General features: G+C 67.9%; 21 protein-coding genes. 16 read left to right on the forward strand and 5 right to left on the reverse strand.

The window, feature by feature from the left end; all coding sequences use genetic code 11:
* Window positions 1-43 precede the first annotated feature (43 nt).
* The 4 genes from N8I87_RS26160 to N8I87_RS26175 all read left to right on the forward strand — a co-directional run bounded on the left by N8I87_RS26160 (window position 44) and on the right by N8I87_RS26175 (window position 5143).
* Window positions 44-1852, forward strand: coding sequence for an ABC transporter substrate-binding protein (locus N8I87_RS26160; RefSeq protein WP_263212229.1), 1809 nt, complete (start codon window positions 44-46; stop codon window positions 1850-1852).
* 90 nt (window positions 1853-1942) lie between these two features.
* The gene (locus tag N8I87_RS26165) at window positions 1943-2923 is read left to right on the forward strand and encodes an ABC transporter permease (RefSeq protein WP_263212230.1); all 981 of its coding nucleotides are present in this window, start codon (window positions 1943-1945) and stop codon (window positions 2921-2923) included.
* A gap of 19 nt (window positions 2924-2942) precedes the next feature.
* A complete protein-coding gene (locus N8I87_RS26170; RefSeq protein WP_263212231.1) occupies window positions 2943-4007 on the forward strand; it encodes an ABC transporter ATP-binding protein in 1065 nt (354 codons plus the stop codon).
* A 17-nt stretch (window positions 4008-4024) separates the two neighbouring features.
* Window positions 4025-5143, forward strand: coding sequence for an ABC transporter ATP-binding protein (locus N8I87_RS26175; RefSeq protein WP_263212232.1), 1119 nt, complete (start codon window positions 4025-4027; stop codon window positions 5141-5143).
* Here the strand turns inward: N8I87_RS26175 and N8I87_RS26180 are convergent.
* On the reverse strand, window positions 5140-5892 hold the full coding sequence (locus N8I87_RS26180; protein WP_263212234.1) for a class I SAM-dependent methyltransferase: 753 nt from the start codon (window positions 5890-5892) through the stop codon (window positions 5140-5142). The two genes, N8I87_RS26175 and N8I87_RS26180, sit on opposite strands and share 4 nt — an antisense overlap.
* A 642-nt stretch (window positions 5893-6534) precedes the next feature.
* On the opposite strand from N8I87_RS26180, the gene N8I87_RS26185 reads away from it, so the two are divergent.
* The 10 genes from N8I87_RS26185 to N8I87_RS26235 all read left to right on the forward strand — a co-directional run bounded on the left by N8I87_RS26185 (window position 6535) and on the right by N8I87_RS26235 (window position 18430).
* Window positions 6535-8199 carry a peptide ABC transporter substrate-binding protein gene (locus N8I87_RS26185; protein WP_263212235.1) on the forward strand — a complete coding sequence of 555 codons (1665 nt, stop codon included), beginning with the start codon at window positions 6535-6537 and terminating at the stop codon, window positions 8197-8199.
* A 186-nt stretch (window positions 8200-8385) separates the two neighbouring features.
* Window positions 8386-9312, forward strand: a complete 927-nt coding sequence (locus tag N8I87_RS26190; protein ID WP_263212236.1) for an ABC transporter permease — start codon at window positions 8386-8388, stop codon at window positions 9310-9312.
* A gap of 28 nt (window positions 9313-9340) precedes the next feature.
* On the forward strand, window positions 9341-10264 hold the full coding sequence (locus N8I87_RS26195) for an ABC transporter permease (RefSeq protein WP_263212237.1): 924 nt from the start codon (window positions 9341-9343) through the stop codon (window positions 10262-10264).
* A 48-nt stretch (window positions 10265-10312) separates the two neighbouring features.
* On the forward strand, window positions 10313-11359 hold the full coding sequence (locus N8I87_RS26200; RefSeq protein ID WP_263212238.1) for an ABC transporter ATP-binding protein: 1047 nt from the start codon (window positions 10313-10315) through the stop codon (window positions 11357-11359).
* Entirely contained in the window at window positions 11352-12497 is a 1146-nt protein-coding gene (locus tag N8I87_RS26205; RefSeq protein WP_263212239.1) for an ABC transporter ATP-binding protein, read from the forward strand. The genes N8I87_RS26200 and N8I87_RS26205 overlap by 8 nt, the downstream gene beginning before the upstream one ends.
* Before the next feature lie 381 nt (window positions 12498-12878).
* Entirely contained in the window at window positions 12879-14504 is a 1626-nt protein-coding gene (locus tag N8I87_RS26215; protein WP_263212240.1) for a peptide ABC transporter substrate-binding protein, read from the forward strand.
* Between the two features lie 6 nt (window positions 14505-14510).
* On the forward strand, window positions 14511-15434 hold the full coding sequence (locus tag N8I87_RS26220) for an ABC transporter permease (RefSeq protein ID WP_263212242.1): 924 nt from the start codon (window positions 14511-14513) through the stop codon (window positions 15432-15434).
* Window positions 15427-16407, forward strand: coding sequence for an ABC transporter permease (locus tag N8I87_RS26225; RefSeq protein ID WP_263212243.1), 981 nt, complete (start codon window positions 15427-15429; stop codon window positions 16405-16407). Before N8I87_RS26220 ends, N8I87_RS26225 begins: the two co-directional genes overlap by 8 nt.
* Before the next feature lie 6 nt (window positions 16408-16413).
* Window positions 16414-17388, forward strand: coding sequence for an ABC transporter ATP-binding protein (locus N8I87_RS26230; RefSeq protein WP_263212244.1), 975 nt, complete (start codon window positions 16414-16416; stop codon window positions 17386-17388).
* On the forward strand, window positions 17381-18430 hold the full coding sequence (locus N8I87_RS26235; protein ID WP_263212245.1) for an ABC transporter ATP-binding protein: 1050 nt from the start codon (window positions 17381-17383) through the stop codon (window positions 18428-18430). Before N8I87_RS26230 ends, N8I87_RS26235 begins: the two co-directional genes overlap by 8 nt.
* Before the next feature lie 110 nt (window positions 18431-18540).
* Here N8I87_RS26235 and N8I87_RS26240 read toward each other — a convergent pair whose 3' ends face one another.
* The gene (locus N8I87_RS26240; RefSeq protein ID WP_263212246.1) at window positions 18541-20670 is read right to left on the reverse strand and encodes a S9 family peptidase; all 2130 of its coding nucleotides are present in this window, start codon (window positions 20668-20670) and stop codon (window positions 18541-18543) included.
* Between the two features lie 189 nt (window positions 20671-20859).
* On the opposite strand from N8I87_RS26240, the gene N8I87_RS26245 reads away from it, so the two are divergent.
* A complete protein-coding gene (locus N8I87_RS26245) occupies window positions 20860-21054 on the forward strand; it encodes a hypothetical protein (protein ID WP_030346161.1) in 195 nt (64 codons plus the stop codon).
* A 165-nt stretch (window positions 21055-21219) separates the two neighbouring features.
* Here the strand turns inward: N8I87_RS26245 and N8I87_RS26250 are convergent, their stop codons facing one another.
* Together N8I87_RS26250 and N8I87_RS26255 are read right to left on the reverse strand one after the other, a co-directional pair.
* Complete coding sequence (locus tag N8I87_RS26250; RefSeq protein WP_263212248.1) at window positions 21220-21429, reverse strand: DUF397 domain-containing protein; 210 nt, start codon at window positions 21427-21429, stop codon at window positions 21220-21222.
* A complete protein-coding gene (locus tag N8I87_RS26255) occupies window positions 21426-22301 on the reverse strand; it encodes a helix-turn-helix domain-containing protein (protein WP_263212249.1) in 876 nt (291 codons plus the stop codon). The genes N8I87_RS26250 and N8I87_RS26255 overlap by 4 nt, the downstream gene beginning before the upstream one ends.
* Before the next feature lie 206 nt (window positions 22302-22507).
* Here N8I87_RS26255 and N8I87_RS26260 point away from each other — a divergent pair, with 206 nt between their 5' ends.
* Entirely contained in the window at window positions 22508-22891 is a 384-nt protein-coding gene (locus N8I87_RS26260) for an ATP-binding protein (RefSeq protein ID WP_263212251.1), read from the forward strand.
* 2180 nt (window positions 22892-25071) lie between these two features.
* On the opposite strand, the gene N8I87_RS26265 is transcribed toward N8I87_RS26260, so the two are convergent.
* Window positions 25072-25809, reverse strand: a complete 738-nt coding sequence (locus tag N8I87_RS26265; protein ID WP_263212252.1) for a VOC family protein — start codon at window positions 25807-25809, stop codon at window positions 25072-25074.
* Between the last annotated feature and the right edge of the window lie 184 nt (window positions 25810-25993).

Genomic DNA, 25993 nt, shown 5'->3' on the forward strand with positions numbered 1-25993 from the left:
CAGACGGGCACCGGTGACACACAAGATGGGTGGAAACAGAGTGATGAGTAGGGGCGGACGCCACGTCTACGGCGCACTCTCCGTGCTCGCAGCCGGAGCTCTTGTGCTCACCGGTTGCAGCAAGGGCGGCAGCGACAGCGGTGGCAACGACAAGAAGGACCAGGAGAACGCCAAGCGCCAGCAGGCGTCGATCAAGTTCGGCGGCACGGCGGACTCCACCGGCCCGGCGGCGGATGTGCCCGACGCCAAGTCCGGCGGCACCATGGAAGTACTGCAGCGCGACAGCTACGCACACCTCGACCCGGCCCAGATCTATGTGTCCGACGAGGGCTCCGTGGCCACGCTGCTCCACAGAGGCCTCACCGGCTACAAGGCGACCAGCAACGACGGTTCGAAGCACGAGGTCGTCGGTGACCTCGCCACCGACTCCGGCACCACCACGGACGGCGGCAAGACCTGGAAGTACACGCTGAAGGACGGCATCAAGTTCCAGGACGGATCCCCGATCACGTCCAAGGACTTCCGGCACACCTTCGAGCGGCTCTTCGCGCCGTTCATCAACCAGGGCCCGACCTACCTCCAGCAGTGGCTGGCCGACTCCCCGGGCACCGCGTACCGCAAGCTGCTCAAGGACGGCCCGTACAAGGGCAAGCACCTGCCCAGCAGCATCCTCGAGACGCCGGACGACAAGACGATCATCTTCCACTTCAAGACCGCCCACCCCGACCTGCCGTACGCGCTGGCGATGGCCGGCTACGCGGTGGTCTCCGAGAAGGGCGACACCAAGGAGAAGTACGACAAGGCCCCGGTGGTCACCGGCCCGTACAAGATCCAGTCCTTCAAGTCCGGCAAGTCCATGGTCCTGGTCAAGAACACCAACTGGGACCCGAAGACGGACCCGATCCGCCACCAGTACGTGGACCAGTTCAACATCACGTTCAACCAGCAGTTCGAGACCTCCACCAAGGCGCTGCTCGCCGACAGCGGCGCCGACCAGACCGGCCTCAGCTTCAACAACCAGGTGGACGCGGGCAACCTGTCCAACGTCCTCAAGGACCCGAAGATGAAGGCCCGTACGGTCTCCGGCTACCAGCCGTACGTGGGCCAGATGAACATCAACATGAGCCACCCGGCACTCAAGGACAAGACGATCCGCGAGGCGATCGCCTACGCCCTGCCGGTCACCCCCTTCGTCCGCGCCTACGGCGGCACCGACGCCATGGAGGTCGCCGGCGGCCTGATCTCCCCGACCGTCAGCGGCTACGACGCGGCCTTCGACCCGTGGGGCAAGAAGAAGAAGCCCGCCGGTGACCCGGACAAGGCCAGGGAGCTGCTGAAGAAGGCCGGCAAGCTCAACATGAAGCTGACCTTCGGCTACATCAACACCCCCGAGGGCCAGCAGTACTCCACCGCCATGGCCGCGGGCCTGAAGAAGGCCGGCTTCAACGTCCAGCGCCAGGAGATCCCGGCCGAGACGTACTACGACCAGGTCAGCAAGCTCGACAACAACTACGACATCTTCCACACCGCGTGGGGTGCCGACTGGCCGTCCGCCTCGACCGTCCTGCCGCCGCTGTACGACGGCCGCGTGATCGCCGACGGCGCGCAGAACTACTCGCAGATCAACGACCCCAAGGTCAACAGCGAGATCGACCGCATCAACCAGATCACCGACCCGGTGAAGTCCGCGGCCGAGTGGGAGAAGCTCGACCAGTACATCGTCAAGGACGTCGTCAACGTCGTCCCGACCGCGTACTACAAGCAGACCCAGATCGCCGGTTCGAAGGTCGGCGGCCTCGTCTACGACGACGTCATCGGCGGCGTCGACCCGCGTCGCCTCTTCATCAAGTAACCGTCCCCGCCCGGTACCCGGTGCATCGCCTCAGCGAGGGGGAGCACCGGGTACTGTCCGGCCCGCCGACGTCAGAGAGCTGCCCCTGTCATGCTGCGCTTCCTCGTCCGCCGGATCCTCGGTGCCATCGTCATTCTCTTCCTGCTGAGCATCGTCACGTTCTTGCTGTTCTTCGGGATGCCGCGCGACCCGGCGCTGCTGATGTGCGGCAAGACCTGCAATCCGGACAGCCTCGCCAACATCCACCATGTGCTCGGCCTCGACAAGTCGATACCCGAGCAGTACGGGATCTTCCTGCACAACCTGGTGATGGGCAGCAACCAGTTCGCCCAGGGCCCCTGCCCGGCGCCCTGCTTCGGGTACTCGTACCACACCAACGAACCGGTGTGGGGCACGCTGATGGACCGGCTGCCCACCACCGTCTCGCTCACCCTCGGCGCGGCGTTCTGCTTCCTGCTCGTCGGCCTCGGCAGCGGCCTGGTCGCCGCCTGGCGGCGCGGCACGTTCATCGACAAGGCGGCCACCGCCGGGGCGATGGTGCTCAGTTCGATGCAGATCTACTTCCTCGGCCCGCTCGCTCTCGCGATCCTCGTCTACCAGACCCACTGGTTCGACAAACCCGCCTACAACAACTTCACCGCCGACCCGATCACCTGGTTCACGGGCCTGATCATCCCCTGGGTGGTCCTCTCCACGATCTTCGCCGCGCAGTACACCCGTATGGCACGTTCTTCGATGATCGAACAGCTCCAGGAGGAACACGTACGCACCGCCCGTGCCAAGGGCATGTCCCGGCGGTACGTCTTCTTCCGCTACGCCTGGCGCGGCTCGCTGATCCCGATCGTCACCATCTTCGGCATCGACCTGGGATCCCTGCTGGGCGGCGCCATCATCACCGAGTACACCTTCAGCCTGCCGGGCCTCGGCCAACTGGCGGTGCTGTCCGTCTTCTTCAGTGACCTGCCGCTGCTGCTCGGCGTGATGCTGTTCTCCGCGACCATGATCCTTCTCTTCAACATCATCGTCGACGCCTGCTACGCCTTCATCGACCCGCGCGTGCGGCTGGCCTAGGCCGTTTAGGAGCACTTTCGTGACCACTGTGACCAAGGAGGCCGGCGTTCCCGTCCCGGCCGGTGCGGGTCCCCTGTTGTCCGTGCGGGACCTGCACGTCAGCTTCAAGACCGAGGACGGCGTCGTACGGGCCGTGGACGGGCTCTCCTTCGACCTGGAACGTGGCAAGACCCTGGGGATCGTCGGGGAGTCGGGCTCGGGGAAGTCGGTGACGAACCTGACCATCCTGGGCCTGCACAACCCCATGTTCACCACCGTCGAGGGCGAGATCCTGCTGGACGGGCAGGAGCTGACCACCGCGCGGGAGTCGGAGCTGGAGAAGCTGCGCGGCAACAAGGTCGCCATGATCTTCCAGGACCCGCTGACCGCGCTGTCCCCTTACTACACGGTGGGCCGCCAGATCGCCGAGCCGTTCATGAAGCACAACGGCGCCTCCAAGCGGGCCGCCTGGGACCGCGCGGTCGAGATGCTCGGCAAGGTGGGCATCCCGCATCCGAAGGAGCGGGCGAAGGACTACCCGCACCAGTTCTCCGGCGGTATGCGCCAGCGCGCGATGATCGCCATGGCGCTGGTCTGCGACCCCGACCTCCTGATCGCCGACGAGCCGACCACGGCCCTGGACGTGACGGTCCAGGCCCAGATCCTCGACCTGCTCAAGGACCTCCAGCAGGAGTTCGGCTCCGGGATCGTCTTCATCACCCACGACCTCGGCGTGATCGCCGACATGGCCGACGACATCATGGTGATGTACGCGGGCAGCGCGGTGGAGCGCGGCACGGTCGACGAGGTACTGCGCTCGCCCCAGCACCCCTACACCTGGGGACTGCTGAACTCGATGCCGCGACTGGACTCCGACCTGGACGCCCCGCTGTCGCCCATCCCGGGCTCCCCGCCCTCGCTGCTCACCCCGCCGTCCGGCTGCCGCTTCCATCCCCGCTGCACCTTCCAGGACCGGGTGCAGGGCGCCCGGCGCTGTGTCAACGAACGCCCGCTGCTGGCCCCCGACCGGGCCTCCGCCTGCCATCTGACGGGCGAGCAGAAGCGGACCATCTTCATCGACGAGATCAAGCCCCGGCTGGGCTAGGGCCAGGAGGACACGGCATGAAAGAGGACCTCGTCCTTCCCGCTCCGCGCGAGTCGGCCGGCGGCGTGGAGTCAGAAGCGCTCCTTGAGGTCTCCGGGCTGACCAAGCACTTCCCGGTCAAGGGCGGCTTCCCGATCCGGCGTACGGTCGGCCATGTGCAGGCCGTCGACGGCATCGACCTGACCGTGCGCGTCGGCGAGAGCTTCGGCCTGGTGGGCGAGTCGGGCTGCGGCAAGTCGACGACGGGCCGGCTGATCACCCGCCTCCTGGAGCCGACGAGCGGGAGGATCGCGTACCGGGGCAAGGACATCAGCCACGCCTCACGCAAGCAGCTGGCACCCATCCGCTCCGAGATCCAGATGATCTTCCAGGACCCCTACTCCTCGCTGAACCCGCGCCAGACGGTCGGCAGGATCATCTCCAACCCGATGGAGATCAACGGGATCGCCCCGGACGGCGGCCGGGAGAAGCGCGTCCGTGAACTCCTGGAGATCGTCGGCCTCAACCCCGAGCACTACAACCGCTTCCCGCACGAGTTCTCCGGCGGTCAGCGGCAACGCATAGGCGTGGCACGAGCATTGGCCCTGGAGCCGAAGCTGATCGTGGCGGACGAGCCGGTCTCGGCGCTGGACGTCTCCATCCAGGCGCAGGTGGTGAACCTCCTCCAGAAGGTGCAGAGGGAACTGGGCATCGCGTTCCTCTTCATCGCCCACGATCTCGCGGTGGTCCGCCACTTCTCGCAGCGCGTGGCGGTGATGTACCTCGGCAAGATCATCGAGGTGGGCGACCGCGACTCCATCTACACCCGCCCCCGTCACCCCTACACCCACGCCCTGCTGTCCGCGGTGCCCGAGGTGAACCTCACCGACACCGACTCGGCCGGGCGCGAGCGCATCCGGCTGGCCGGCGACGTCCCGTCCCCCATCTCCCCGCCCTCCGGCTGCCGCTTCCGCACCCGCTGCTGGAAGGCCCAGGACAAGTGCGCGGCCGAGGAACCCCCGCTGATCCAGATCTCCGGCAACCGGACCGGCCACCTCACGGCGTGCCACTTCCCGGAGGAGCCCACGATCGAGGCACGGGACGAGGACATCGTGCTGGACCCGGCACTGGCTGCGCTGGAGGAGGGCGACGGCTAACGGGACCGCTCGGCCGTCCGCTCCGCCACGGTGATGATCTCCGGGCTCGCGGGGGTCACCGCCCCCCGCTCCCAGTCGCCGTACTGCTCGACGACCTCGAGTCCGGCCTCCGCGAGGAAGCCGGACAGGGTCTCGGGGTCCAGGAAGCGGAGTGTGGCCCGGCTCACCAGGGGCCGGGCCCAGCCGTCACCCTCGTAGGTCTCGGTCAACGTCACCCGGCCCCCGACGGGACCGCCCTGGACCTCGTGCCACACGCGTACGACCGTGCCGTCGGCACCCGTGACCTCACGCACCCGGTCCGGCGTCCAGCCCTCCCAGGCGCGGGCGGCCGGGTTGCGGGTCTCGAAGACGAACCGCCCGGCGTCGGTGAGCGCCGACCGCACGGCGCGCAGGCAGAGACGCAACTCGTCGTCGTCCACCAGCACTTGGAAGGCGTACCCGGTCATCACGACCAGCTCGAACTCGTTGTCCCACAGCCGCGTCCGCAGATCCCCGAGCACCCATTCCACGGCAGGGGCGCTGCGCCGTGCCTGTACGAGCATGGCGGCGGCCGGATCGAGCCCCATCAGCCGGCCGGGGTGGCCGTCCTTGTGGGCCCGCCTGAGTAACTGCCCTGTGCCGCAGCCGACATCGAGCACGGAGTCCGCGGAGTTCACCAGGCCGAGGTAGAAGTCGTCACCCGCCCCCCACGGGTTGAGACGGTCGTACAGGGCGGCAAGCGAAAGATCGGCGAACGAATGATCGACCACCGCGGCAGTGTGCCACACGACATTGAACGGCGGGTCAGTTTCCGAGACTTCGTGGAGGGCTCTCACCTCTGCGCGGTGTGGGTCTCTGCGGGGCCGCGACGCATGATCAGCGGCCAGCCCGCCCGGCATCGTGATCGAGTCCGGGATACAGGGTTTTCCCTACCGTTGCAGGAGCGAGGGCTCCAATCGTTGGCGGCGGCGACCCCGCGTGGCTATGGTTGCCGGAATGTCCGGCCCGCCTGATGGGGTCCGTCATGGTTTGTCCGCTCGCGGCGTCGAGAGGTTTCCTCCGTCGTGGAGCGCAACTGATCTTTCTGCCGTTGTGCCCGCTATCCGGATACCTGGTACCGATAGCTGTGTAACAAGTCCGTTTCGCAGGGATCTTTCACCTATGCCTTTGTCCGGATTTTGGAAGAAGTATGCGTCAGGTGTGATCGAACCGAGACCTTGTGAGTGTGGTTCGGCCTGTGGCCCATGGCAGATAGTTAGGCGCGTAGAGCTCGGACCAACGGGTCGCGCGCCGCCGACGGCGCCGACTCGTGAGCGCGGGGAGCACCGAATTTCTCCGGCACCGGTGACGGTGCCGGTGATGTGTTGTGCGCTCCGTCTGCGGTGAACACAAGGACTCAAGAGGAGGAACCCATGCGTGGTGCCAAGAGCGCCAAGTGGGTCGTGGGCGCGATCGTCATAGCCCTGTCTGCGACCGCCTGCGGTGGAGGCAACGACAACGCCGGTGGCAGCGGCAGCGGCGGTGGCAAGGGCTCCGGCAAGAACGGCGGCACCTGGCGGATGGGTATCACCGAGCCGGTGGCCATCGACCCCTACAACGCGCAGGAGTCCGAGGGCACTCTCGTCACGGACAACCTCTTCACCGGTCTGTTCGACCCGACCGCGGACGGTCAGGTCGTCCCGGCGCTGGCCACCTCGAAGAAGGTCAGCAAGGACGGCAAGACGTGGACCTTCGCCATCAAGAAGGGCACCAAGTTCACCAACGGTGAGGCCGTCGACGCCGAGGCGTTCATCCGCGGCTGGAACCGCGTCGCGGTGAAGTCGGCCGCGTCCGACGTCGCCTACCACATGGCCGGCATCGAGGGCTTCGACGACGTGCAGTCCGGCAAGGCCAAGACGATGTCCGGCCTGTCCGCTCCGGACCCGTACACGCTGCAGGTGAAGCTGTCCGCCGCGGACTTCGAGTTCTACATCAAGACCTCGCACACGGTCTTCAGCCCGGTCCCCAAGGCCGCCGCTGACGCCCACAACAAGACGTACAACGAAGCCCCCATCGGCAACGGCCCGTTCAAGATGGACGGCAAGTGGGAGCACAACAAGTCGATCACGCTGGTCCGTAACGACAGCTACGGCCTGACGAAGGCTCACCTGGACAAGGTCCAGATCGACATCCTGAACCCGAACAACAGCGCCAACCTGGAGTACCAGGGCTTCGAGTCGGGTCAGTACGACTGGGCGCGCCTGCCCACCCCGCAGCTGACGGCCGCGAAGGCCAAGTACGACGCGCAGGGTGAGTGGATCAACGAGGACACGAACGGCATGAACTTCATTCTGCCGGTCACCGACAACGGTCCGACGAAGAACGTCAAGGTGCGTCAGGCCATCTCCTACGCCATCGACCGGGACGCCATCATCAAGGGCGTCTTCCAGGGCATGCAGAACAAGTCCACGACGATCCTGCCGCCCGTCTTCAAGGACGTGTACCAGAAGGACCTGTGCACCTCCTGCGTCAAGCAGGACAAGGCCAAGGCCAAGAAGCTCGCGAGCGAGGGCGGCCTGAAGCCGGGCAGCACCCTCGAGCTGGCCTACAACACCGGTGCCGGTCACGAGGAGTGGGTCCAGGCCGTCCAGCAGCAGCTGGAGAAGGTCCTCGGCATCAAGGTCAAGGCGGTCGGCAAGCCGTTCGCCGAGCTCCTCGCCGACGAGCAGAAGCCGGGCGCCGCGGGCCTGTACCGCTACGCCTGGGGTGCGGACTACCCGACGCCGGACAACTACCTGTTCCCGCTGCTCGACACCGCGTCGATCAACAAGGACGCGTCGGGCAAGGTCACGGGTGACAACCGGTCCCGCTACAGCAACAAGGCGTTCGACGACCTGGTCGCCAAGGCCCGTGCCACCGAGGACCAGGCCGGTCGCAACGAGCTGTACAAGCAGGCCGAGAAGATCGCTGTGGACGACCTGGCGCTGATCCCGCTGTGGAACCGCACGCAGCAGCGCCTCGCCAACACCAAGAAGTACGGGAACGTCAAGCTGGACTTCCACGAGAACCCGAACCTCGCGGAGATCAGCCTGAAGTGACCGGCTGCCGCTGACAGCGGCGTCCGGTGATGGGGGCCGTGGTGCCGAGCTGGGCTCGGACGCCACGGCCCCCGACGACCGTCGGGAGGGCGCGATCCGCTCTCCCGCCCCCCACCCCACAACCCCCCATCTTGACTGGGGCTGGGAGCCGCTGGTTGGCGGCAGCGAGGCGCAGAGAGGCATGTCATGGGAAGGTATGTGGTCCGCAGGCTGGGCCAGTTGGTCGTCGTCACGCTAGGCGCGACGATGATCCTGTTCGCTTGCCTGTTCGTTCTGCCGGGAGACCCGGTCGGACAGATCGCGGGCAGTGACAAGGCGCGGGACCCCGCCGTGGTCGCGCAGTTGCACAAGCAGTACGGGCTCGACAAGCCCCTCGTGGTGCAGTACGGCACCTATGTGGGCAAACTCGTCACCGGCGATCTGGGCACCGACTACACGCAGAGCCGTCCGGTCACGGAGATTCTCGGTCCGAAGCTGGAGAACACCGCGAAGCTGGCGGTCTTCGCCATCGTGATCGATGTCTTCATCGGTATGGGCGTCGGCATCGTGGCGGCGATCCGCAGATACTCGATCTGGGACATGTCGGCCACCTTCCTCACCACTCTGGCCATCGGCGTGCCGTCCATCGTGCTCGGCATGATCATGCAGCGGATCTTCATCGTCGAGCTCAACTGGTTCCCGCTGATCGCCGACGGCAGCTTCAAGTCGATGGTGTTGCCCGCTTTCACACTGGCGATCATCGACGCCGCCCTCGTCGCACAGCTGGCCCGCAGCAGCATGCTGGAAGTACTGCGCGCGGACTACGTCAAGACCGCCGTGGCCAAGGGACTTCCCGGCCGGACAGTGCTCTTCCGTCACATCCTGCGCAACTCCGTCATTCCTGTGATCACCTATATCGGTATCTCCTTCGGCACCCTGCTCGGTGGTGCGATCATCACGGAGACGATCTTCAACTGGAACGGCATCGGTCTCGCCCTGGTCCAGGCGATCCAGCAGAACAACAACCCCATCATCGTGGGAGTGGTGACGATCAGTGTGGCGATCTTCGTCGTTCTGAACCTGATCGTCGACCTGCTGTACGCCGCCCTCGACCCGCGTATCCGCCTCACCTGACCGGTCGTTTCCCCCTAGGAGTCACACCATGACCGAACTCGTCACGGGCACGGGAGAGCCGGTACAGGCCGAACCCGCCGCGGCACAGCAGGGCGCCGAACCCAGCGTCGCCCGGGTCAGCCAGTGGGCCGACATCCGGCACCGCTTCTTCGCCAACAAACTCGCCGTGGTCGGGCTGGTGATCATCGCCGTCCTGATCCTGGTCGCCGTCCTCGCCCCCGTCCTGGCCCCATATGACCCGCTGAACCAGGACCTCAACCAGACTCTCCAGTCGCCGGGCGGCCATCACCTCCTCGGCACCGACGCGCTCGGCCGGGACCAGCTGTCCCGCCTCATCTACGGCAGCCGCATCGCGGTGATCGTGGGTCTCGCGTCCATCCTCGTCGCACTCGTCATCGGCATCGTCCTCGGCGCCCTGGCCGGCTACTTCGGTGGCTGGGTGGACACCGTGATCATGCGCGCGGCGGACATCTTCTTCGCCTTCCCGCTGCTCATCGGCTCCATCGTGATCATCCTGCTGATGGGGCGCGGTGTGACGCCGGTCGTCCTGTCACTCGGCATCTTCACCTGGGCCACCTTCGCCCGCCTGCTGCGCAGCCAGATCCTCTCCGTGCGAGAGATGGACTACGTGCACGCCGCGAAGGCACTGGGCGCGAGCCAGGGCCGGATCATCCGCAAGCACATCCTGCCCAACTCCATCACCTCGGTGCTGGTGTACGGGACCAGCAACGTCGGCATCGCGATCGTGGCCGAAGCGTCCCTGTCGTACCTGGGCGTCGGCGTGGACCCGGAGGTCGCGGAGTGGGGCAACATGATCTCGGCCGGCCGCAACTTCATGGGTGTCAAGGACTTCATGTGGACCTACCCGAGCCTCGCCATCGTCATCACCGCGCTGGGCTTCATCCTGCTCGGCAACGGTCTGCGCGACGCGCTCGACCCGAAGCTCCGGTGAGGCACCGCCATGAGTCGAACACCCCTGAAGCAACACGAAGGTGATGGCATGACCAGCCTGGAGATGGCGCCCGCGAACATCGGGCCGGACGGGACCGCGCCGCTTCTCGAAGTCCGCGACCTGCACGTGGAGTTCAAGGTCCGAGACGCCGTGACGAAGGCGGTCAACGGCGTCAACTACAGCGTCAACGCGGGCGAAACGCTCGCCGTTCTCGGTGAGTCGGGCTCCGGCAAGTCCGTCACCGCGCAGGCGATCATGGGCATCCTGGACAGCCCGCCCGGACGGATCAGCCAGGGCCAGATCTTCTTCCAGGGACAGGACATCCTGGCCCTGCCGGAGAACGAGCGGCGCAAGCTGCGCGGCGCCAAGATGGCGATGATCTTCCAGGACGCCCTGTCCTCGCTCAACCCCGTGCTGTCGGTGGGCTACCAGCTCGGCGAGATGTTCCGGGTGCACGAGGGCATGTCCCGCAAGGACGCCAAGGCCAAGGCCATCGAGCTGATGGACCGGGTACGCATCCCGGCCGCCAGGCAGCGCGTCGGCGACTACCCGCACCAGTTCTCCGGCGGTATGCGCCAGCGCATCATGATCGCCATGGCGCTGGCTCTCGAGCCCGAACTGATCATCGCGGACGAGCCGACGACGGCGCTCGACGTGACCGTCCAGGCACAGGTGATGGACCTGCTCGCCGAACTCCAGCGCGAGTACAACATGGGCCTGATCCTGATCACCCATGACCTGGGTGTGGTCGCCGACGTGGCGGACAAGATCGCGGTGATGTACGCCGGCCGGATCGTCGAGCGGGCGCCCGTGCACGAGCTGTACAAGCGGCCCGCCCACCCCTACACCCGGGGTCTGCTGGACTCCATCCCCCGTCTGGACCAGAAGGGGCAGGAGCTGTACGCGATCAAGGGTCTGCCTCCCAACCTGCAGCAGATCCCGGCTGGTTGCGCCTTCAACCCCCGCTGCGCCGTGGCGCAGGACATATGCCGCACCGATGTCCCGGCCCTGGTTCCGGTGACCGAGCAGGACGGTACGGAACTGGTCGGCCGCGCCTCCGCGTGCCACTTCTGGAAGGAGACGATCCGTGGCTGAGCTCAAGAAGGACGACGGGGCCGGCGGCACGCCGAATGTCTCCGACGTCGAGGTGGTGAAGGCCGCCACCGAGGACGAGGCGGTGACCGCCGTCGAGGCGCCCGTCGCGCAGGGCGAACCGATCCTGCAGGTCCGCAATCTGGTCAAGCACTTCCCGCTGACGCAGGGCATCCTGCTCAAGCGTCAGGTCGGCGCGGTCCGCGCCGTCGACGGCATCTCCTTCGACCTGCACCAGGGCGAGACCCTGGGCATCGTGGGCGAGTCCGGCTGCGGCAAGTCGACCGTCGCCAAGCTCCTGATGAACCTGGAGCGGGCGACGGCCGGCGAGATCTTCTACAAGGGCCAGGACATCACCAAGCTGTCCGGGCGCGCGATGAAGGCCGTGCGCCGCAACATCCAGATGGTCTTCCAGGACCCGTACACGTCACTCAACCCCCGTATGACCGTGGGTGACATCATCGGCGAGCCCTTCGACATCCACCCCGAGGTGGCACCGAAGGGCGACCGGCGGCGCAAGGTCCAGGAACTGCTGGACGTGGTGGGTCTGAACCCCGAGTACATCAACCGCTACCCGCACCAGTTCTCGGGCGGTCAGCGCCAGCGCATCGGCATCGCCCGCGGCCTCGCGCTCAACCCCGAGATCATCATCTGCGACGAGCCGGTCTCCGCCCTGGACGTGTCCGTCCAGGCACAGGTCATCAACCTGATGGAGCGACTGCAGGACGAGTTCAACCTCTCCTACATCTTCATCGCGCACGACCTGTCGATCGTCCGGCACATCTCGGACCGCGTCGGCGTGATGTACCTCGGCAAGATGGCCGAGATCGGCACCGACGAGCAGATCTACGAGCACCCGACGCACCCCTACACCCAGGCGCTGCTGTCGGCGGTCCCGGTGCCGGACCCGGAGGCCCGCGAGGGCCGCGAGCGGATCATCCTCACCGGTGACGTGCCGTCCCCGGCCAACCCGCCGTCGGGCTGCCGCTTCCGCACCCGCTGCTGGAAGGCCCAGGACAAGTGCGCCGAGGAGGTTCCTCTCCTGGCGGTCCCCGAGCGCTTCAAGAACTCGGACACCCCGGCGGCCCATGAGTCGGCCTGCCACTTCGCCGAGGAGAAGGACGTCGTCCACGCGGTCTGACCCCATCCGGCCCGCTTTCCGGTTCCCGGCACCTGACCAGGTGCCGGGAACCGGCGTTTTGGGCCCCTCCCTCAGCGCACGACCCGCCCCCGCAGCACGATGCGGTGGGGATGCCGCAGCACGGCCGGTGTGCGGCGTGGGTCGCTGTCGTACACCGTGATGTCGGCGAGGGCCCCCTCGGTGAGGCCGGGCAGGCCCAGGAAGGCGCGGGCCGCCCAGCTTGCCGATCATGATGCCACCCCTCATACGGGTGGACTGTTTCCCCGATGAGTGTCCTTGGTGCCCTTTGTTGGCGTTTTGCGGTGATATTGGCCGTTGATCGACCAGTGCTCCCGAGCTGGCGTCACAGTGCGTACCCGCGTGCTCAAGAGGAGGCACTCCATGCGTGGAGCCACACACGCCAAGTGGGCCGCCTGCACGGCGGTGATGGTGCTCATGGCAGCCGCCTGCGGGGGCGCGAGCGGGAACGGTGGTACCGGCGGCGGAGTCCTCAGTTCCTCCTGGGGCGATCCGCAGAACCCTCTCGAACCGGCCAACACCAACGAGGTGCAGGGCGGCAAGGTCCTCGACATGATCTTCCGTGGTCTGAAGCGGTACGACCCGAAGACCGCGCAGGCCCGGAACATGCTCGCCGAGAAGATCGCCACCTCGGACTCGCAGAACTTCACCGTCACGATCAAGGACGGCTGGACCTTCAGCAACGGCGAGAAGATCACCGCCAAGTCCTTCGTGGACGCCTGGAACTACGGCGCGAGCCTGAAGAACAACCAGAAGAACGCCTACTTCTTCGGCTACATCCAGGGCTACGACCAGGTCCACCCGGCCACCGGCACACAGAGCGCCGACACGCTCTCCGGTCTGCAGGTCGTGAACGACAGGACCTTCACCGTCAAGCTGAACCAGAAGTTCTCCAGCTTCCCGGACACCCTGGGCTATGTGGCCTTCGCGCCGCTGCCCCGGTCGTTCTTCTCCGACCACGCCGCCTGGCTGGCGAAGCCGGTCGGCAACGGGCCGTACATGATCGACTCGTACACCAGGGGCTTCCAGATGGCCCTGACGAAGTGGGACGGCTACCCCGGCGCCGACAAGGCGCAGAACGACGGTGTGACCCTCAAGGTCTACACGGACAGCGACACCGCCTACACCGACCTGCTGGCCGGAAACCTCGACCTCGTCGACGACATCCCCGCCTCGCAGCTGAGGAACGTCAAGAAGGACCTCGGCAACCGCTACATCAACACCCCGGCCGGCATCATCCAGACCCTCGCCTTCCCGTACTACGACAAGGCCTGGGACAGGCCCGGCGCGGAGAAGGTCCGCACGGGCCTGTCCATGGCGATCAACCGGAAGCAGATCACCGACACGATCTTCCAGAAGACCCGCACCCCGGCGAGCGACTGGACCTCGCCCGTCCTCGGCACGGAGGGCGGCTTCAAGGAAGGCCTGTGCGGGAGCGCCTGCGACTACGACCCGGCCGGGGCCAAGAGGCTGATCCAGGAGGGCGGCGGGCTCCCCGGCGGACAGCTCAAGATCACGTACAACGCCGACACCGGCTCGCACAGGATGTGGGTGGACGCCGTGTGCAACTCCATCAACAACGCGCTCGGCAACGACAAGGCATGTGTCGGCAACCCGATCGGCACCTTCGCGGACTTCAGGAACCAGATCAGCCAGCACAAGATGAGCGGCCCCTTCCGGGCGGGCTGGCAGATGGACTACCCGCTGATCCAGAACTTCCTGCAGCCGCTCTACTACACCAACGCCTCCTCCAACGACGGCAAGTGGTCCAACGCGCAGTTCGACAAGCTCGTGGACCAGGCCAACGCCGAGACCGACACCGCCAAGGCGGTCTCCACCTTCCAGCAGGCCGAAGAGGTCGTCCGGGACAACATGGCCGCCATCCCGCTCTGGTACCAGAACGGCAGCGCGGGCTACTCGGAGCGGCTGTCCAACGTCGCCCTGAACCCCTTCAGCGTCCCCGTCTACGACGAGATCAAGGTCGGCTGAGCCGCCATGGGGCGCTATGTCGTCAGGCGTCTGCTCCAGATGGTCCCGGTGTTCGTCGGGGCGACGCTGCTGATCTTCCTGATGGTGAACGTGATGGGCGACCCCATCGCGGGACTGTGCGGTGAGCGCGCCTGCGACCCGGCGACGGCCGCCCAGCTGAAGCGGGAGTTCGGTCTCGACAAGCCGCTGTGGCAGCAATACCTGACCTACATGGGGAACATCTTCACCGGCGACTTCGGCACCGCGTTCAACGGCCAGCCCGTCACCGAGCTGATGGCGACCGCGTTCCCCGTCACCATCCGGCTGACGATCGTGGCGATCCTCTTCGAGATCGTCATCGGCATCACCCTCGGTGTCGTCACCGGACTGCACCGCGGCCGCCCCGTCGACACCGGAGTGCTCCTCGCCACCCTGGTCGTGATCTCCGTACCGACCTTCGTCACCGGCCTGCTGCTCCAGCTGCTCCTCGGCGTCCAGTGGCACTGGATCCAGCCCTCGGTCTCCCAGCAGGCCGCCTTCGGCGAACTGATCGTGCCGGGCCTCGTCCTGGCCGCCGTCTCCCTCGCCTACGTCACCCGGCTGACCCGCACCTCCATCGCGGAGAACAAACGGTCCGACTACGTCCGCACGGCCGTCGCCAAGGGCCTGCCCCGGCGCCGCGTCGTCACCCGGCATCTGCTGCGCAACTCGCTCATCCCCGTCGTCACCTTCATCGGCGCCGACATCGGGGCCCTGATGGGCGGCGCGATCGTCACCGAGCGGATCTTCAACATCCACGGCGTCGGCTACCAGCTCTACCAGGGCATCCTGCGGCAGAACACCCAGACGGTCGTCGGCTTCGTGACCGTCCTCGTCCTCGTCTTCCTGCTGGTCAACCTGCTCGTGGACCTGCTGTACGCCGTACTCGACCCGAGGATCCGCTATGCCTGAGCAGTTGCACGAGCCCGAACGCGCCATCGCGGGCACCGGGGCCGGCAGCGGGATGGACCTGGCGGCGAGCGAGGCCGAGACACTGGAGAGGACTCCCGCTGGACCGCTGGGCACGGGGCCGCAGGCCAAGCCGCGCAGCCTGTGGTCCGACGCCTGGCGGGACCTGCGCCGCAACCCCGTCTTCATCGTCTCCGCGCTCGTCATCGTCTTCCTCGTCGTCATCTCCCTGTGGCCCTCGCTGATCGCCTCCGGCAGTCCCCTGCAGTGCAACCTCGCCAAGTCCCAGGAGGGCTCCCAGCCGGGCGCCCCCTTCGGGTACGACGGCCAGGGCTGCAACGTCTACACACGCACCGTCTACGGCGCCCGTACGTCCGTCACGGTCGGCGTCTGCGCCTCGCTCGGGGTCGCGCTCCTCGGGTCCGCGCTGGGCGGCCTCGCGGGGTTCTACGGCGGGGCCTGGGACTCCCTCCTGTCCCGCGTGACCGACATCTTCTTCGCGATCCCCGTCGTCCTCGGCGGTCTGGTCCTCCTCTCCGTGGTGACCAGCAACACGGTCTGGCCGGTCATCGGGTTCATGGTGCTGCTCGGCTGGCCGCAGATCTCCCGCATCGCCCGCGGCTCCGTCATCACCGTCAAGCAGAACGACTATGTGCAGGCGGCCCGCGCCCTGGGCGCCTCCAACTCGCGCATCCTGCTGCGCCACATCGCGCCCAACGCCGTCGCCCCGGTGATCGTCGTGGCGACCATCGCGCTCGGCACCTACATCTCGCTGGAGGCGACCCTGTCGTACCTCGGCGTCGGCCTGAAGCCGCCCAGCGTCTCCTGGGGCATCGACATCTCCGCCGCCTCCCCCTTCATCCGCAACGCCCCGCACGCGCTGCTGTGGCCCTCGGGCGCCCTGGCGATCACGGTCCTGGCCTTCATCATGCTCGGCGACGCGGTGCGCGACGCCCTCGACCCGAAGCTGAGGTGAGCCGCCGTGCTGCTCGAAGTGCGTGACCTGCACGTGGAGTTCCGGACCCGGGACGGCGTCGCCAAGGCCGTGAACGGCGTCGCTTACGGCGTGGACGCGGGGGAGACCCTCGCGGTGCTCGGCGAGTCGGGATCGGGCAAATCGGTCTCCGCACAGGCCGTCATGGGCATTCTCGACATGCCGCCCGGCAGGATCACGGGCGGCGAGATCCTCTTCCGGGGCCAGGACCTGCTGAAGATGAAGGAAGAGGAGAGAAGAAGGATCCGCGGCGCCGAAATGGCGATGATCTTCCAGGACGCCCTGTCGGCGCTGAACCCCGTGCTCTCCGTGGGCGAGCAGCTCGGCGAGATGTTCGTCGTGCACCGGGGCATGTCACGCAAGGACGCGCGGGCCAGGGCGATCGAGTTGATGGACCGGGTGCGCATCCCGGGCGCCGCCCAGCGCGTGCGCGACTATCCCCACCAGTTCTCGGGCGGAATGCGCCAGCGCATCATGATCGCCATGGCGCTGGCCCTGGAGCCGGCGCTGATCATCGCCGACGAGCCCACCACCGCCCTCGACGTCACCGTCCAGGCCCAGGTCATGGATCTGCTCGCGGAACTGCGGCGCGAGTACGACATGGGGCTGATCCTCATCACCCACGACCTCGGCGTGGTCGCCGACGTCGCCGACCGCATCGCCGTCATGTACGCGGGACGGATCGTCGAGTCGGCCCCGGTCCACGACATCTACAAGGCGCCCGCCCACCCGTACACACGCGGCCTGCTCGACTCCATCCCGCGCCTGGACCACAAGGGCCGGGAGCTCTACGCCATCAAGGGTCTGCCGCCGAACCTGATGGACATCCCGCCGGGCTGCGCCTTCCACCCGCGCTGCCCGATGGCCCGGGACGTGTGCCGCACGGACGAGCCCCCGCTGTACGAGGTCTCCGAGGAGCGCGGCAGCGCCTGCCACTTCTGGCGGGAGTGCCTCCATGACTGAGCCGATCCTGGAGGTCAGCGGCCTCGTCAAGCACTACCCGCTCACCCGGGGCATCCTCTTCAAGAAGCAGATCGGCTCCGTGAAGGCCGTGGACGGCGTCGACTTCACACTCGGCCGGGGCGAAACCCTGGGCCTGGTGGGCGAGTCGGGCTGCGGCAAGTCGACGGTCGCCCGGATGCTGTGCAATCTGGAGCAGCCGACGGCGGGCTCGATCCGCTTCAGGGGCGAGGACATCACGAGGCTCTCGGGCAGGGCCCTGAAGGCCGTACGGCGCCATGTCCAGATGGTCTTCCAGGACCCGTACACCTCGCTCAACCCCCGTATGACGGTGGGCGACATCATCGGGGAGCCGTACGAGATCCATCCCGAGGCGGCCCCGAAGGGCGACCGCCGCCGCAAGGTCCAGGAGCTGCTGGACGTGGTCGGCCTCAACCCCGAGTACGTCAACCGCTATCCGCACCAGTTCTCGGGCGGCCAGCGCCAGCGCATCGGCATCGCCCGCGGGCTGGCGCTGCGCCCGGACGTGATCGTCGCCGACGAGCCGGTGTCCGCGCTGGACGTCTCGATCCAGGCGCAGGTCGTCAACCTCCTGGACCGGCTCCAGACGGAGTTCGAGCTCTCCTACGTCTTCATCGCCCACGACCTCTCGATCGTGCGGCACATCTCGGACCGGGTGGGGGTGATGTACCTGGGCCGCATCGTCGAGATCGGCAGGGACGCCGAGATCTACGACCACCCCACGCACCCCTACACCCAGGCCCTCCTGTCGGCGGTCCCGGTCCCGGACCCCGAGGCCCGTGAACACCGCGAGCGCATCATCCTCACGGGTGACGTCCCGTCCCCCACGAACATCCCGTCCGGCTGCCGCTTCCGCACCCGCTGCTGGAAGGCACAGGAGCGCTGCGCGCTGGAGGTCCCGGCGCTCGCCGTACCCGCCGAGTTCCGCGGCACGACGGGTCCCGCGGCGCACGACTCGGCGTGTCACTTCGCGGAGGAGAAGCAGGTGGTCCCGCTGGAGGAACACGGCAACGGGCCGGGGTGACATGGTGCACCCCGGCCCGTTCACGGCACCCGCACGGCCGTACGCTGTTCAGCCTCGCGCGTCCGTATATCGGTACCGCTTCCGCGAAGTTGCCTGCGTGTTAACGCAATTCACGGAAGTTTGCGAGGTTGTGCCAGCGAACGCTTCAGAAAGTCCACCTGGAGGAGGAGCAGATTCTCCGCGACCTGCTCCTGCGGGGTCATGTGCGTGACACCGGACAGCGGCAGCACCTCGTGCGGGCGGCCGGCGGCCAGCAGGGCGGAGGACAGGCGCAGCGCGTGGGCCACCACCACGTTGTCGTCGGCCAGACCGTGCACGATCATCAGCGGGCGGTGCGGCTCGGCGGGGGAGGACAGGCCGTCGTCCGTCACCAGGGAGCTCTTCGCGTACGACTCCGGGTCCACGGCGGGGTCGCCCAGATACCGCTCGGTGTAGTGGGTGTCGTAGAGCCGCCAGTCGGTGACCGGAGCCCCCGCGATGCCCGCGTGGAAGACGTCCGGGCGGCGCAGCACGGCCAGCCCCGCGAGCCAGCCGCCGTAGGACCACCCGCGGATCGCCACTCGGGACAGATCGAGGGGGTACCGCTTCGCCAGGTCCTGGAGCGCCTCGACCTGGTCGTCCAGGGACACTGTGAAGTCACGGTGCACCGCCTTCTCCCAGGCGGGGGAGCGGCCCGGGGTGCCTCGGCCGTCGGCGACGACCACCGCGAAGCCCTGGTCGGCGAGCCACTGCGAGGTCAGGTGCGCGTTGTGCGCGGCGACCACGCGCGGGCCGTGCGGACCACCGTAGGGGTCCAGCAAAACCGGCAGGGGAGTGTCGGAGTGGTAGTCCTGTGGCATAAGCACGGCGCACGGGATTCGCCGTGCGCCCCCCTCGGTGAGCGTCACCCGCGGGGACAAACCGGGATCTTCGGCGTACGACTGGACAGCCGCCGTCGGTTTTCCGTCACGCAGTACCTGGACACGAGCGCCCGGACGGTCCAGCGCGGCGGAGATCAGTACGGTCACGCCCCCAGCGCGCACCGCCGAGTGCACGCCGGGGTCTTGTGAGACGCGCTCCACGCCGAGTTCGTTCACTCGGTAGACATGCACCTCGCCGATGCCGGGAGCCTCGGCCTCCTCGCCGGCCGAGGCCGAGACCAGCACGTCGTCGTCCGAGACGTCGAGCACCGCACGGATGTGCAACTGGGCTCCGGTCAGTGGGCGTTCGCCCACCGCGAGCACCCGCGCACCACCCTCGTCGGCGATCCGCACGAGCTGTCCGGAGGGGCTCCAGCAGGGCACGCCAGGGAAAAGTTCCAGCCATGTTGGATCTTCTTCCGCATGCACCATCCGGGTCGCCCCCGAGTCCGGGTCCACGGCCAGGAACAGCTGGCTGCGCTGGTCCCGCGCCTGCACCAGGACCAGCGGGGCCCCCGCCTCTGACCAGTGCACATGCGCCAGATACGGATAGCGCGCCCGGTCCCAGGCGACCTCCGTGCGGGACCCGTCGAGGCCGATCACGAACAGCCGTACGTCCGCGTTGGCGGTGCCCGCCGCCGGATACGCGACGTGTTGTGGCTCACGCTCCGGGTGGGCCGGATCCGCGATCCACCACCGCCTCACCGGCGTGTCGTCCGCGCGCGCAACGAGCAGCCGGTCCGACTCCGGGGCCCACCAGAAGCCCCGCGCACGCCCCATCTCCTCGGCCGCGATGAATTCGGCCAATCCGTAGGTGACCCCGTCCGCGTCGGGCTCCGCCAGCGCCCGGTCCCCCTCCCCCTCCGCGCCGACCACCCGCAGGGCACCCCCGGCGACATACGCCACATGCCGTCCGTCGGGGGCGGGACGCGGGTCGATCACCGGCCCAGGGACCGGGAGTTCACGTGCCGTGCCGGCCCGTAGCTCCGCCGTGAAAAGCCGCCCTGACAAGGCGAAAGACGCCAGTTCCAGGGCCGCGTCGGTGGCGTAGCCGACGATGCCGGCACCCCCCTCGCGGCTGCGTTCGCGGCGCGCCCGCTCCACGGGCGAGAGATGCTCCGTGGCGCCGCCCAGCAGCGCCCGTGGGTCGGCCGCGAGGCGCTCCCGACCGTCCGTCACGTCAATGATCCACAGAGAGTTGGCCCGGTCCGTGCCGGAGTGCGAGCGCAGGAACGCGACGCGGGTACCGTCGGGAGCCACGGTGAACGCACGCGGCGCGCCGAGCGTGAACCGCTGGGTGCGGGCGTGCCGTCGGGGGAAGGAGTCAGGCTCGGTCGTCATCCCCCGACCATATTGGCCATGCGCCCCCTTGTGCGGCCGTGCGCCGACCGATGCGCGAGTACGGATAGTTATGATCACTACCGCTGAGTGGGTATGAACCTGCTGGCTTGTGTATGGATTTGCTGTACCGAACTACAACCCCCATAGTCCGAACCCCCGCGTACCTGGGATCTTTGGAGGTGAGCCGCCGTGGCACTCTCGATTTCGGCGGTGGTGCTGCTGGCGATCATCGTCTTCCTGCTGATCAAGAAGTCAGGGTTGAAGGGCGGCCATGCGGTCGTCTGCATGCTGCTCGGCTTCTACCTGGCCTCCTCGACCGTCGCTCCAACGATCAGCGAGCTGACGACGAATGTGGCGAGCATGATCGGCAGCATCAAGTTCTGACGCGCGCCGGGCCCGGCCCTGGGTGGCTTCGGGTGGCCGCGGGCGATCTCGAGTGGCCTCGGTGGCCTCGCCGGGGCCGGGTGGTGCGTGCGGGCGGGTTTCGACGCGGCGACGGCACTCGATGGGCTGAAGCTGGGTCCAGGTGATCGGGTGCGGGCCGTGCCTTCAGCCTTGGGACGCGTACGGCACGAAGGCGGACCAGGCCTCCGGCGAGAGTGCGAGGCGGGGGCCTGCGGCGTGCTTGGAGTCGCGGACGTGGACGGTGGTGGGGGTGGTGGCGAGTTCGACGCAGGAGTCGATGTCGCTGCTGCTGCTGTAGCTGCTCTTGAACCAGGCGAACTCGGGAACGTCCCCTGTCGGGGTGTCGCGGATCATGCCTCTCCCAACAGTTGTTCGATGAAGGCCAGCGACTCCCCTGGTGGAAGAGCCTGGGCCCGGATGATGCCATACCGCAGTTCGAGGATTCGGAGCTGCCTCGGCTCAGAGACCGGCCGACCGTTGGCGACTCCCGGTGAACGCCCGACTGCCGAACCGTCTTCGAACTTCAACACCTCGATCCCGCCCTCAGTTCCAGCGTGCTCCTCACGGTGCATCGGCATCACCTGGATTTCAACATGCCGCAACTGCCCGATTTCCAGGAGGTGTTCGAGCTGTTGGCGCCGGAGCGCCCCTCCTCCGAGTGGGCGTCGAAGCACCCACTCTTCCTGCACAAAGCTGAGTTCGGGCGCTGACTCTCGCTCGAACACGCAATTTCGGGCCATGCGAGCGGCTACGCCACGCTCAATGTCGTCCTCCGAGAACGCGGGGCGCCGCATACTGAACAGCGCCCGTGCGTACTCCGGCGTCTGCAACAACCCATGGATGTTCAGCGGATCGTAGAGCTGAAGCTCGGCCGCCCTGGCCTCCATCTGCGCCAGATCCCGCACCTTCTTCGGATACCGGACTTTGGCCACGTCCTCCTTCATGGCAGCGATCAGTCCATCCGCCCCCAACACCTCGTCCGCCCTGTCCAGATACTCGGGCCGAGGGATCCGCTTCCCGCTCTCGATCTTGTAGACCAGATCCTCGCCGTACCCGACGGCCTCCCCGAACACGGCGCCCCGCATCCCCACCGCCTCGCGACGGAGCTTGAGCTGACGCCCGACGGTTGCGATGACGGCGATGCCCCAGTCGTCGTCCGGATCCACCTCCCAACCGGGCTCATCGGCCTCGCTCTTGAGCCGTACCGCCCCGCCGTCCACACTCATTCCGCACCCCTCCGTCGTACGACCGTGCCGCGACGCCCCTACCCGTACGGCCGTCCTCGACAGCCCGGAGGTGACCGGACAAGCGCCGGACAGTAACCGTACGTATCGGCGGCGTCACTGTTCACGGTACGCAGACGCGGCCACGCTGAGTGACGTGAACCAGGAAAACTCCACCCAACTCGACTGCACCGTCCCGGAACTTCAGCGTGCTCCTGTCACCCACGCCCCGGGGCGCCCGCCTGGCCCGGCTCCTCGCCACCGAGCAACTGCGCTCCTGGGGGCTGCCGTCGGAGGAGGCGGCGCAGGTCGTCGCGGAACTGGCGGTCAACGCGGCCACGCACGGACGGGTGCCGGGGCGTGACTTCCGGCTGTCGCTGTACGTCGTCGCCGACACCCTCCGCATCGAGGTGACCGACACCCGCGGGGACGGCCTCCCCTGCCCAGGGCAACCCACCTCCGAGTCTGAGTCCGGCCGGGGTCTCGTCCTCGTCGAGGCCTTGGCCGACCGGTGGGGCGTTGTCCCGGGACCACGTCCCCGCAAGACGGTTTGGGCAGAGCTGACCGTCCTACGGTGCGCAACGTCCCGGTGATTACCGCTCGGCCAAAGGCCTTTGCCGACGCCGACTGTCAGGCACAGGTGGACCGCCCGCTTCTTGGTCAGTGTCGTGCTTCCACGCCCCGAGTAAAGGGCGCTCCCTTCGGTCGCGTCGCCTTCGGCGATGCCCCTGCGGGGCACCCTTGACTAGGGGCGTTCCAGCACGGGTGAGAAGCGAGCGGGCAGCCCAGGGAAAGCGGCCGACTTGGGCAGGTTGGGCCCTTGGGTCGGCTGCGGTCTGGGCCGGGGTGAAGGGGGCGCGCTCGCGCCTCGCCAGCACGCCGGGTCGGGTTCGGCGGCTTGAGGCCGGTCGTGGGGGGCAGAGCCTTGAGGCGGGGGCTGGACATGGCTCAGAGCCGTGATTGGTCGGTTTGGGACAGTGACTGGGCGAGAACAGGCTGTTGGGGAGGGTCTGCACTGGCCCAGATCGTCCAATTGCCCACTGGATGACAGGAAGCAATGCCTGTCTCGTTACATCGGTCCCACCAGTCACGCAGGGGTGAGAGATGGGACGGAATCGCCCCGCGGGAGCCCCGGCAGGGGCCACAGACGTGCCCCACCCTGCGTCGCTCGGCTCCCCGCCCTCCGACCGCAGTCCGCCAGTCCGCCAGGCTCTATCTGGATCCCGCCCCGGCCCCGCTGCCGACCCGCCCTCCCCCGCAGACCGCAAGCCGCTATGCCGTCGCGGCGTGCCGCCACTCGCCTCCCGCGCCCCGTCACCCACCGACGGCAGGCCGCTAAGCCCACTTGGCGTGCCATCACCCGGCCCCCGCGTTTCCCCCACCGCCCACCGGCCGCAAGCCGCTTAGCCGGCCCGGCGTGCCGCCACTCGGCCCCCGCGCTTCCCCCACCGCCCACCGGCCGCAAGCCGCTTAGCCCGCCCGGCGTGCCGCCACCCGGCCCCCGCGCTTCCCCCACTGCCCACCGGCCGCAAGCCGCTGAGCCCGCCCGGCGTGCCGCCACTCGGCCCTCGCGCTTCCCCCACCGCCCACCGGCCGCAAGCCGCTTAGCCCGCCCGGCGTGCCGCCACTCGGCCCCCGCGCTTCCCCCACCGCCCACCGGCCGTTTGCCGCTGAGCCGGCCCGGCGTGCTGGCGAGGCGCGAGCGCGCCCCTTCACCCCGGCCCAGACCGCAGCCGACCCAAGGGCCCAACCTGCCCAAGTCGGCCACTTTCCCTGGGCTGCCCGCTCGCTTCTCACCCGTGCTGGAACGCCCCTAGTCAAGGGTGCCCCGCAGGGGCATCGCCGAAGGCGACGCGACCGAAGGGAGCGCCCTTTACTCGGGGCGTGGAAGCACGACACTGACCAAGAAGCGGGCGGTCCCACGGCCACTTGTCAGCGCTGGGGCACTGCATCTGCCCTGAAGGCGCCCTACGTTGATGGCGCTGCCGTTCCTGTGGCTGAAAGAGCTTGGCCGCTTGGTGCCTCGCGACGACTCGACCGTCGATTGGGATGTGCGAGCAGACCGACGGCGTGAGCGAGCCCTACCAGTAGGCCAGCTTCAGCTTGCGGTTCGTGCTGCGCTCCGTCGCGGCTGACCTGGGCGGATGGCCTGGGGTACGGCTTTGCCAGAAACTCTCGGTTCCAGCAGGTCGGATGCGGCTTCTTGGACACCTGTCCGCTCTGGCGGTGCCGGACCGTGCGATGCCCCGGCCTGGACGTCGGCCAAGATGGTGGTGCACGCCGCCGACTCTGTGCCCCACCGAAAGCCCCGGTGACGCCCCATTTCCTCGGCCGCGATGAACTCCCAGCCATAGGTGACTTCCTCCGGCTCCGGCTGTGTCGGCCACCGGCCCCGGACTTACCCCGTGCCCGTTCCTCGGGCGAGAGGTCTGCCGAGGCCCTGCCGACGAGGGTGCGCGGGAAGCCGTCACGCGGTTCCCGGCGTCCACGTGATCGAGTGCCTCCAGCGAACTCTCTCGGGCTGTACCGGTGACGGAGTGCAGGAAGACAGCAGGTGACGGCGTGCGCCGGGCTGAGCGCCGACTGGATCATGGCTGCTGCAGCCCTGCTCACTGCAGGGGCTGCGCCTAGCCGGCGGTAGGCATCGCAGGGTGGCCCGCGACGCTGCGGGGCACCCTCTCACCGGGGACGCCATCCCCGTCTCCCGCGGCATGGGCTGACGCCACGCGGTCTTCGCCGCTGCCAGGGAACCAGCCGGAGTCGTTGTTCAAGGTCAGCGAGGGGTGAGCAGGCAGAACTCGTTGCCTTCCGGGTCGGCCAGGACCGTCCAGGAGATTGCGGACTGATCGATATCAGGGTTGGTGGCCCCCAGGGCGCGCAGTCGGGCTGCCTCTGCGGCCAGGTCGTCACCGGGGTAGGGGCAGACGTCGAGGTGGACGCGGTTCCACACGCTCTTGATGTCGGGAGTGCGGAGGAACTCCAGGTAGGGACCGACGCCCTTGGCGGAGCGCATGGTCGCGTGGTCGTCGGTGACCTCGTGCAGCGTCCAGTCCATCGCCTGGCCCCAGAACCGGGCCATCCCTCGTGGGTCGGTGCAGTCGACCACGACCGCGGCGATCGGCCCGGTGTCCTGGTAGATCGGACGGGGCTCCAGGACGCAGAACTCGTTGCCTTCCGGGTCGGCCATGACCGTCCAGGGGACGTCGCCCTGACCCACGTCGGCGAGCGTCGCGCCGAGGTCCTTCAAGCGCGCGACCAACTCCGCTTGATGGGCGGTCGAGGTGGTGGCCAGATCAAGGTGCACGCGGTTCTTGACCGTTTTGGGTTCCGGGCGAGCAACGATGTCGATGCAGACGGCCACGGGGTCGGGGTAGGCGAAGCCCACGGGTTCGAGGTTGGTCACGCCGGGTCCCTCGCTGTCGACACCCCAACCGAGTGCCTCCGCCCAGAACCGGCCGAGCGCGGAGTCGTCCTGGGCCTTCATATTGATCTGCACGAGTCGGGTTGCCATGCCGCAGATCCTAGAAGTTCCGCCGTCCCAGGTCGCCGCGATCAGACATGTGCTCGACCAGGTGCTGAATGTGGTCGCTCTTGCCGAGACTTCCGACCGGGGACGCCCTGACCGTGGATCTCCTGCCCGAGGGTCTGCGGTGTCCTGCCGCTCTCCTGGCCCCCCCGTGGAGTCCGTCACCTGT

Origin of the sequence: Streptomyces sp. HUAS 15-9 (assembly GCF_025642155.1) — a bacterium.
Taxonomy (GTDB): domain Bacteria; phylum Actinomycetota; class Actinomycetes; order Streptomycetales; family Streptomycetaceae; genus Streptomyces.

Bases quoted from the DNA above. Each gene is read 5' to 3' on its own strand.
- N8I87_RS26160 (WP_263212229.1), top strand. From the start codon at position 44: ATGAGTAGGGGCGGACGCCACGTCTACGGCGCACTCTCCGTGCTCGCA.
- N8I87_RS26165 (WP_263212230.1), top strand. From the start codon at position 1,943: ATGCTGCGCTTCCTCGTCCGCCGGATCCTCGGTGCCATCGTCATTCTC.
- N8I87_RS26175 (WP_263212232.1), top strand. From the start codon at position 4,025: ATGAAAGAGGACCTCGTCCTTCCCGCTCCGCGCGAGTCGGCCGGCGGC.
- N8I87_RS26185 (WP_263212235.1), top strand. From the start codon at position 6,535: ATGCGTGGTGCCAAGAGCGCCAAGTGGGTCGTGGGCGCGATCGTCATA.
- N8I87_RS26190 (WP_263212236.1), top strand. From the start codon at position 8,386: ATGGGAAGGTATGTGGTCCGCAGGCTGGGCCAGTTGGTCGTCGTCACG.
- N8I87_RS26195 (WP_263212237.1), top strand. From the start codon at position 9,341: ATGACCGAACTCGTCACGGGCACGGGAGAGCCGGTACAGGCCGAACCC.
- N8I87_RS26200 (WP_263212238.1), top strand. From the start codon at position 10,313: ATGACCAGCCTGGAGATGGCGCCCGCGAACATCGGGCCGGACGGGACC.
- N8I87_RS26215 (WP_263212240.1), top strand. From the start codon at position 12,879: ATGCGTGGAGCCACACACGCCAAGTGGGCCGCCTGCACGGCGGTGATG.
- N8I87_RS26220 (WP_263212242.1), top strand. From the start codon at position 14,511: ATGGGGCGCTATGTCGTCAGGCGTCTGCTCCAGATGGTCCCGGTGTTC.
- N8I87_RS26225 (WP_263212243.1), top strand. From the start codon at position 15,427: ATGCCTGAGCAGTTGCACGAGCCCGAACGCGCCATCGCGGGCACCGGG.
- N8I87_RS26235 (WP_263212245.1), top strand. From the start codon at position 17,381: ATGACTGAGCCGATCCTGGAGGTCAGCGGCCTCGTCAAGCACTACCCG.
- N8I87_RS26240 (WP_263212246.1), bottom strand. From the start codon at position 20,670: ATGACGACCGAGCCTGACTCCTTCCCCCGACGGCACGCCCGCACCCAG.
- N8I87_RS26250 (WP_263212248.1), bottom strand. From the start codon at position 21,429: ATGATCCGCGACACCCCGACAGGGGACGTTCCCGAGTTCGCCTGGTTC.
- N8I87_RS26255 (WP_263212249.1), bottom strand. From the start codon at position 22,301: ATGAGTGTGGACGGCGGGGCGGTACGGCTCAAGAGCGAGGCCGATGAG.
- N8I87_RS26265 (WP_263212252.1), bottom strand. From the start codon at position 25,809: ATGGCAACCCGACTCGTGCAGATCAATATGAAGGCCCAGGACGACTCC.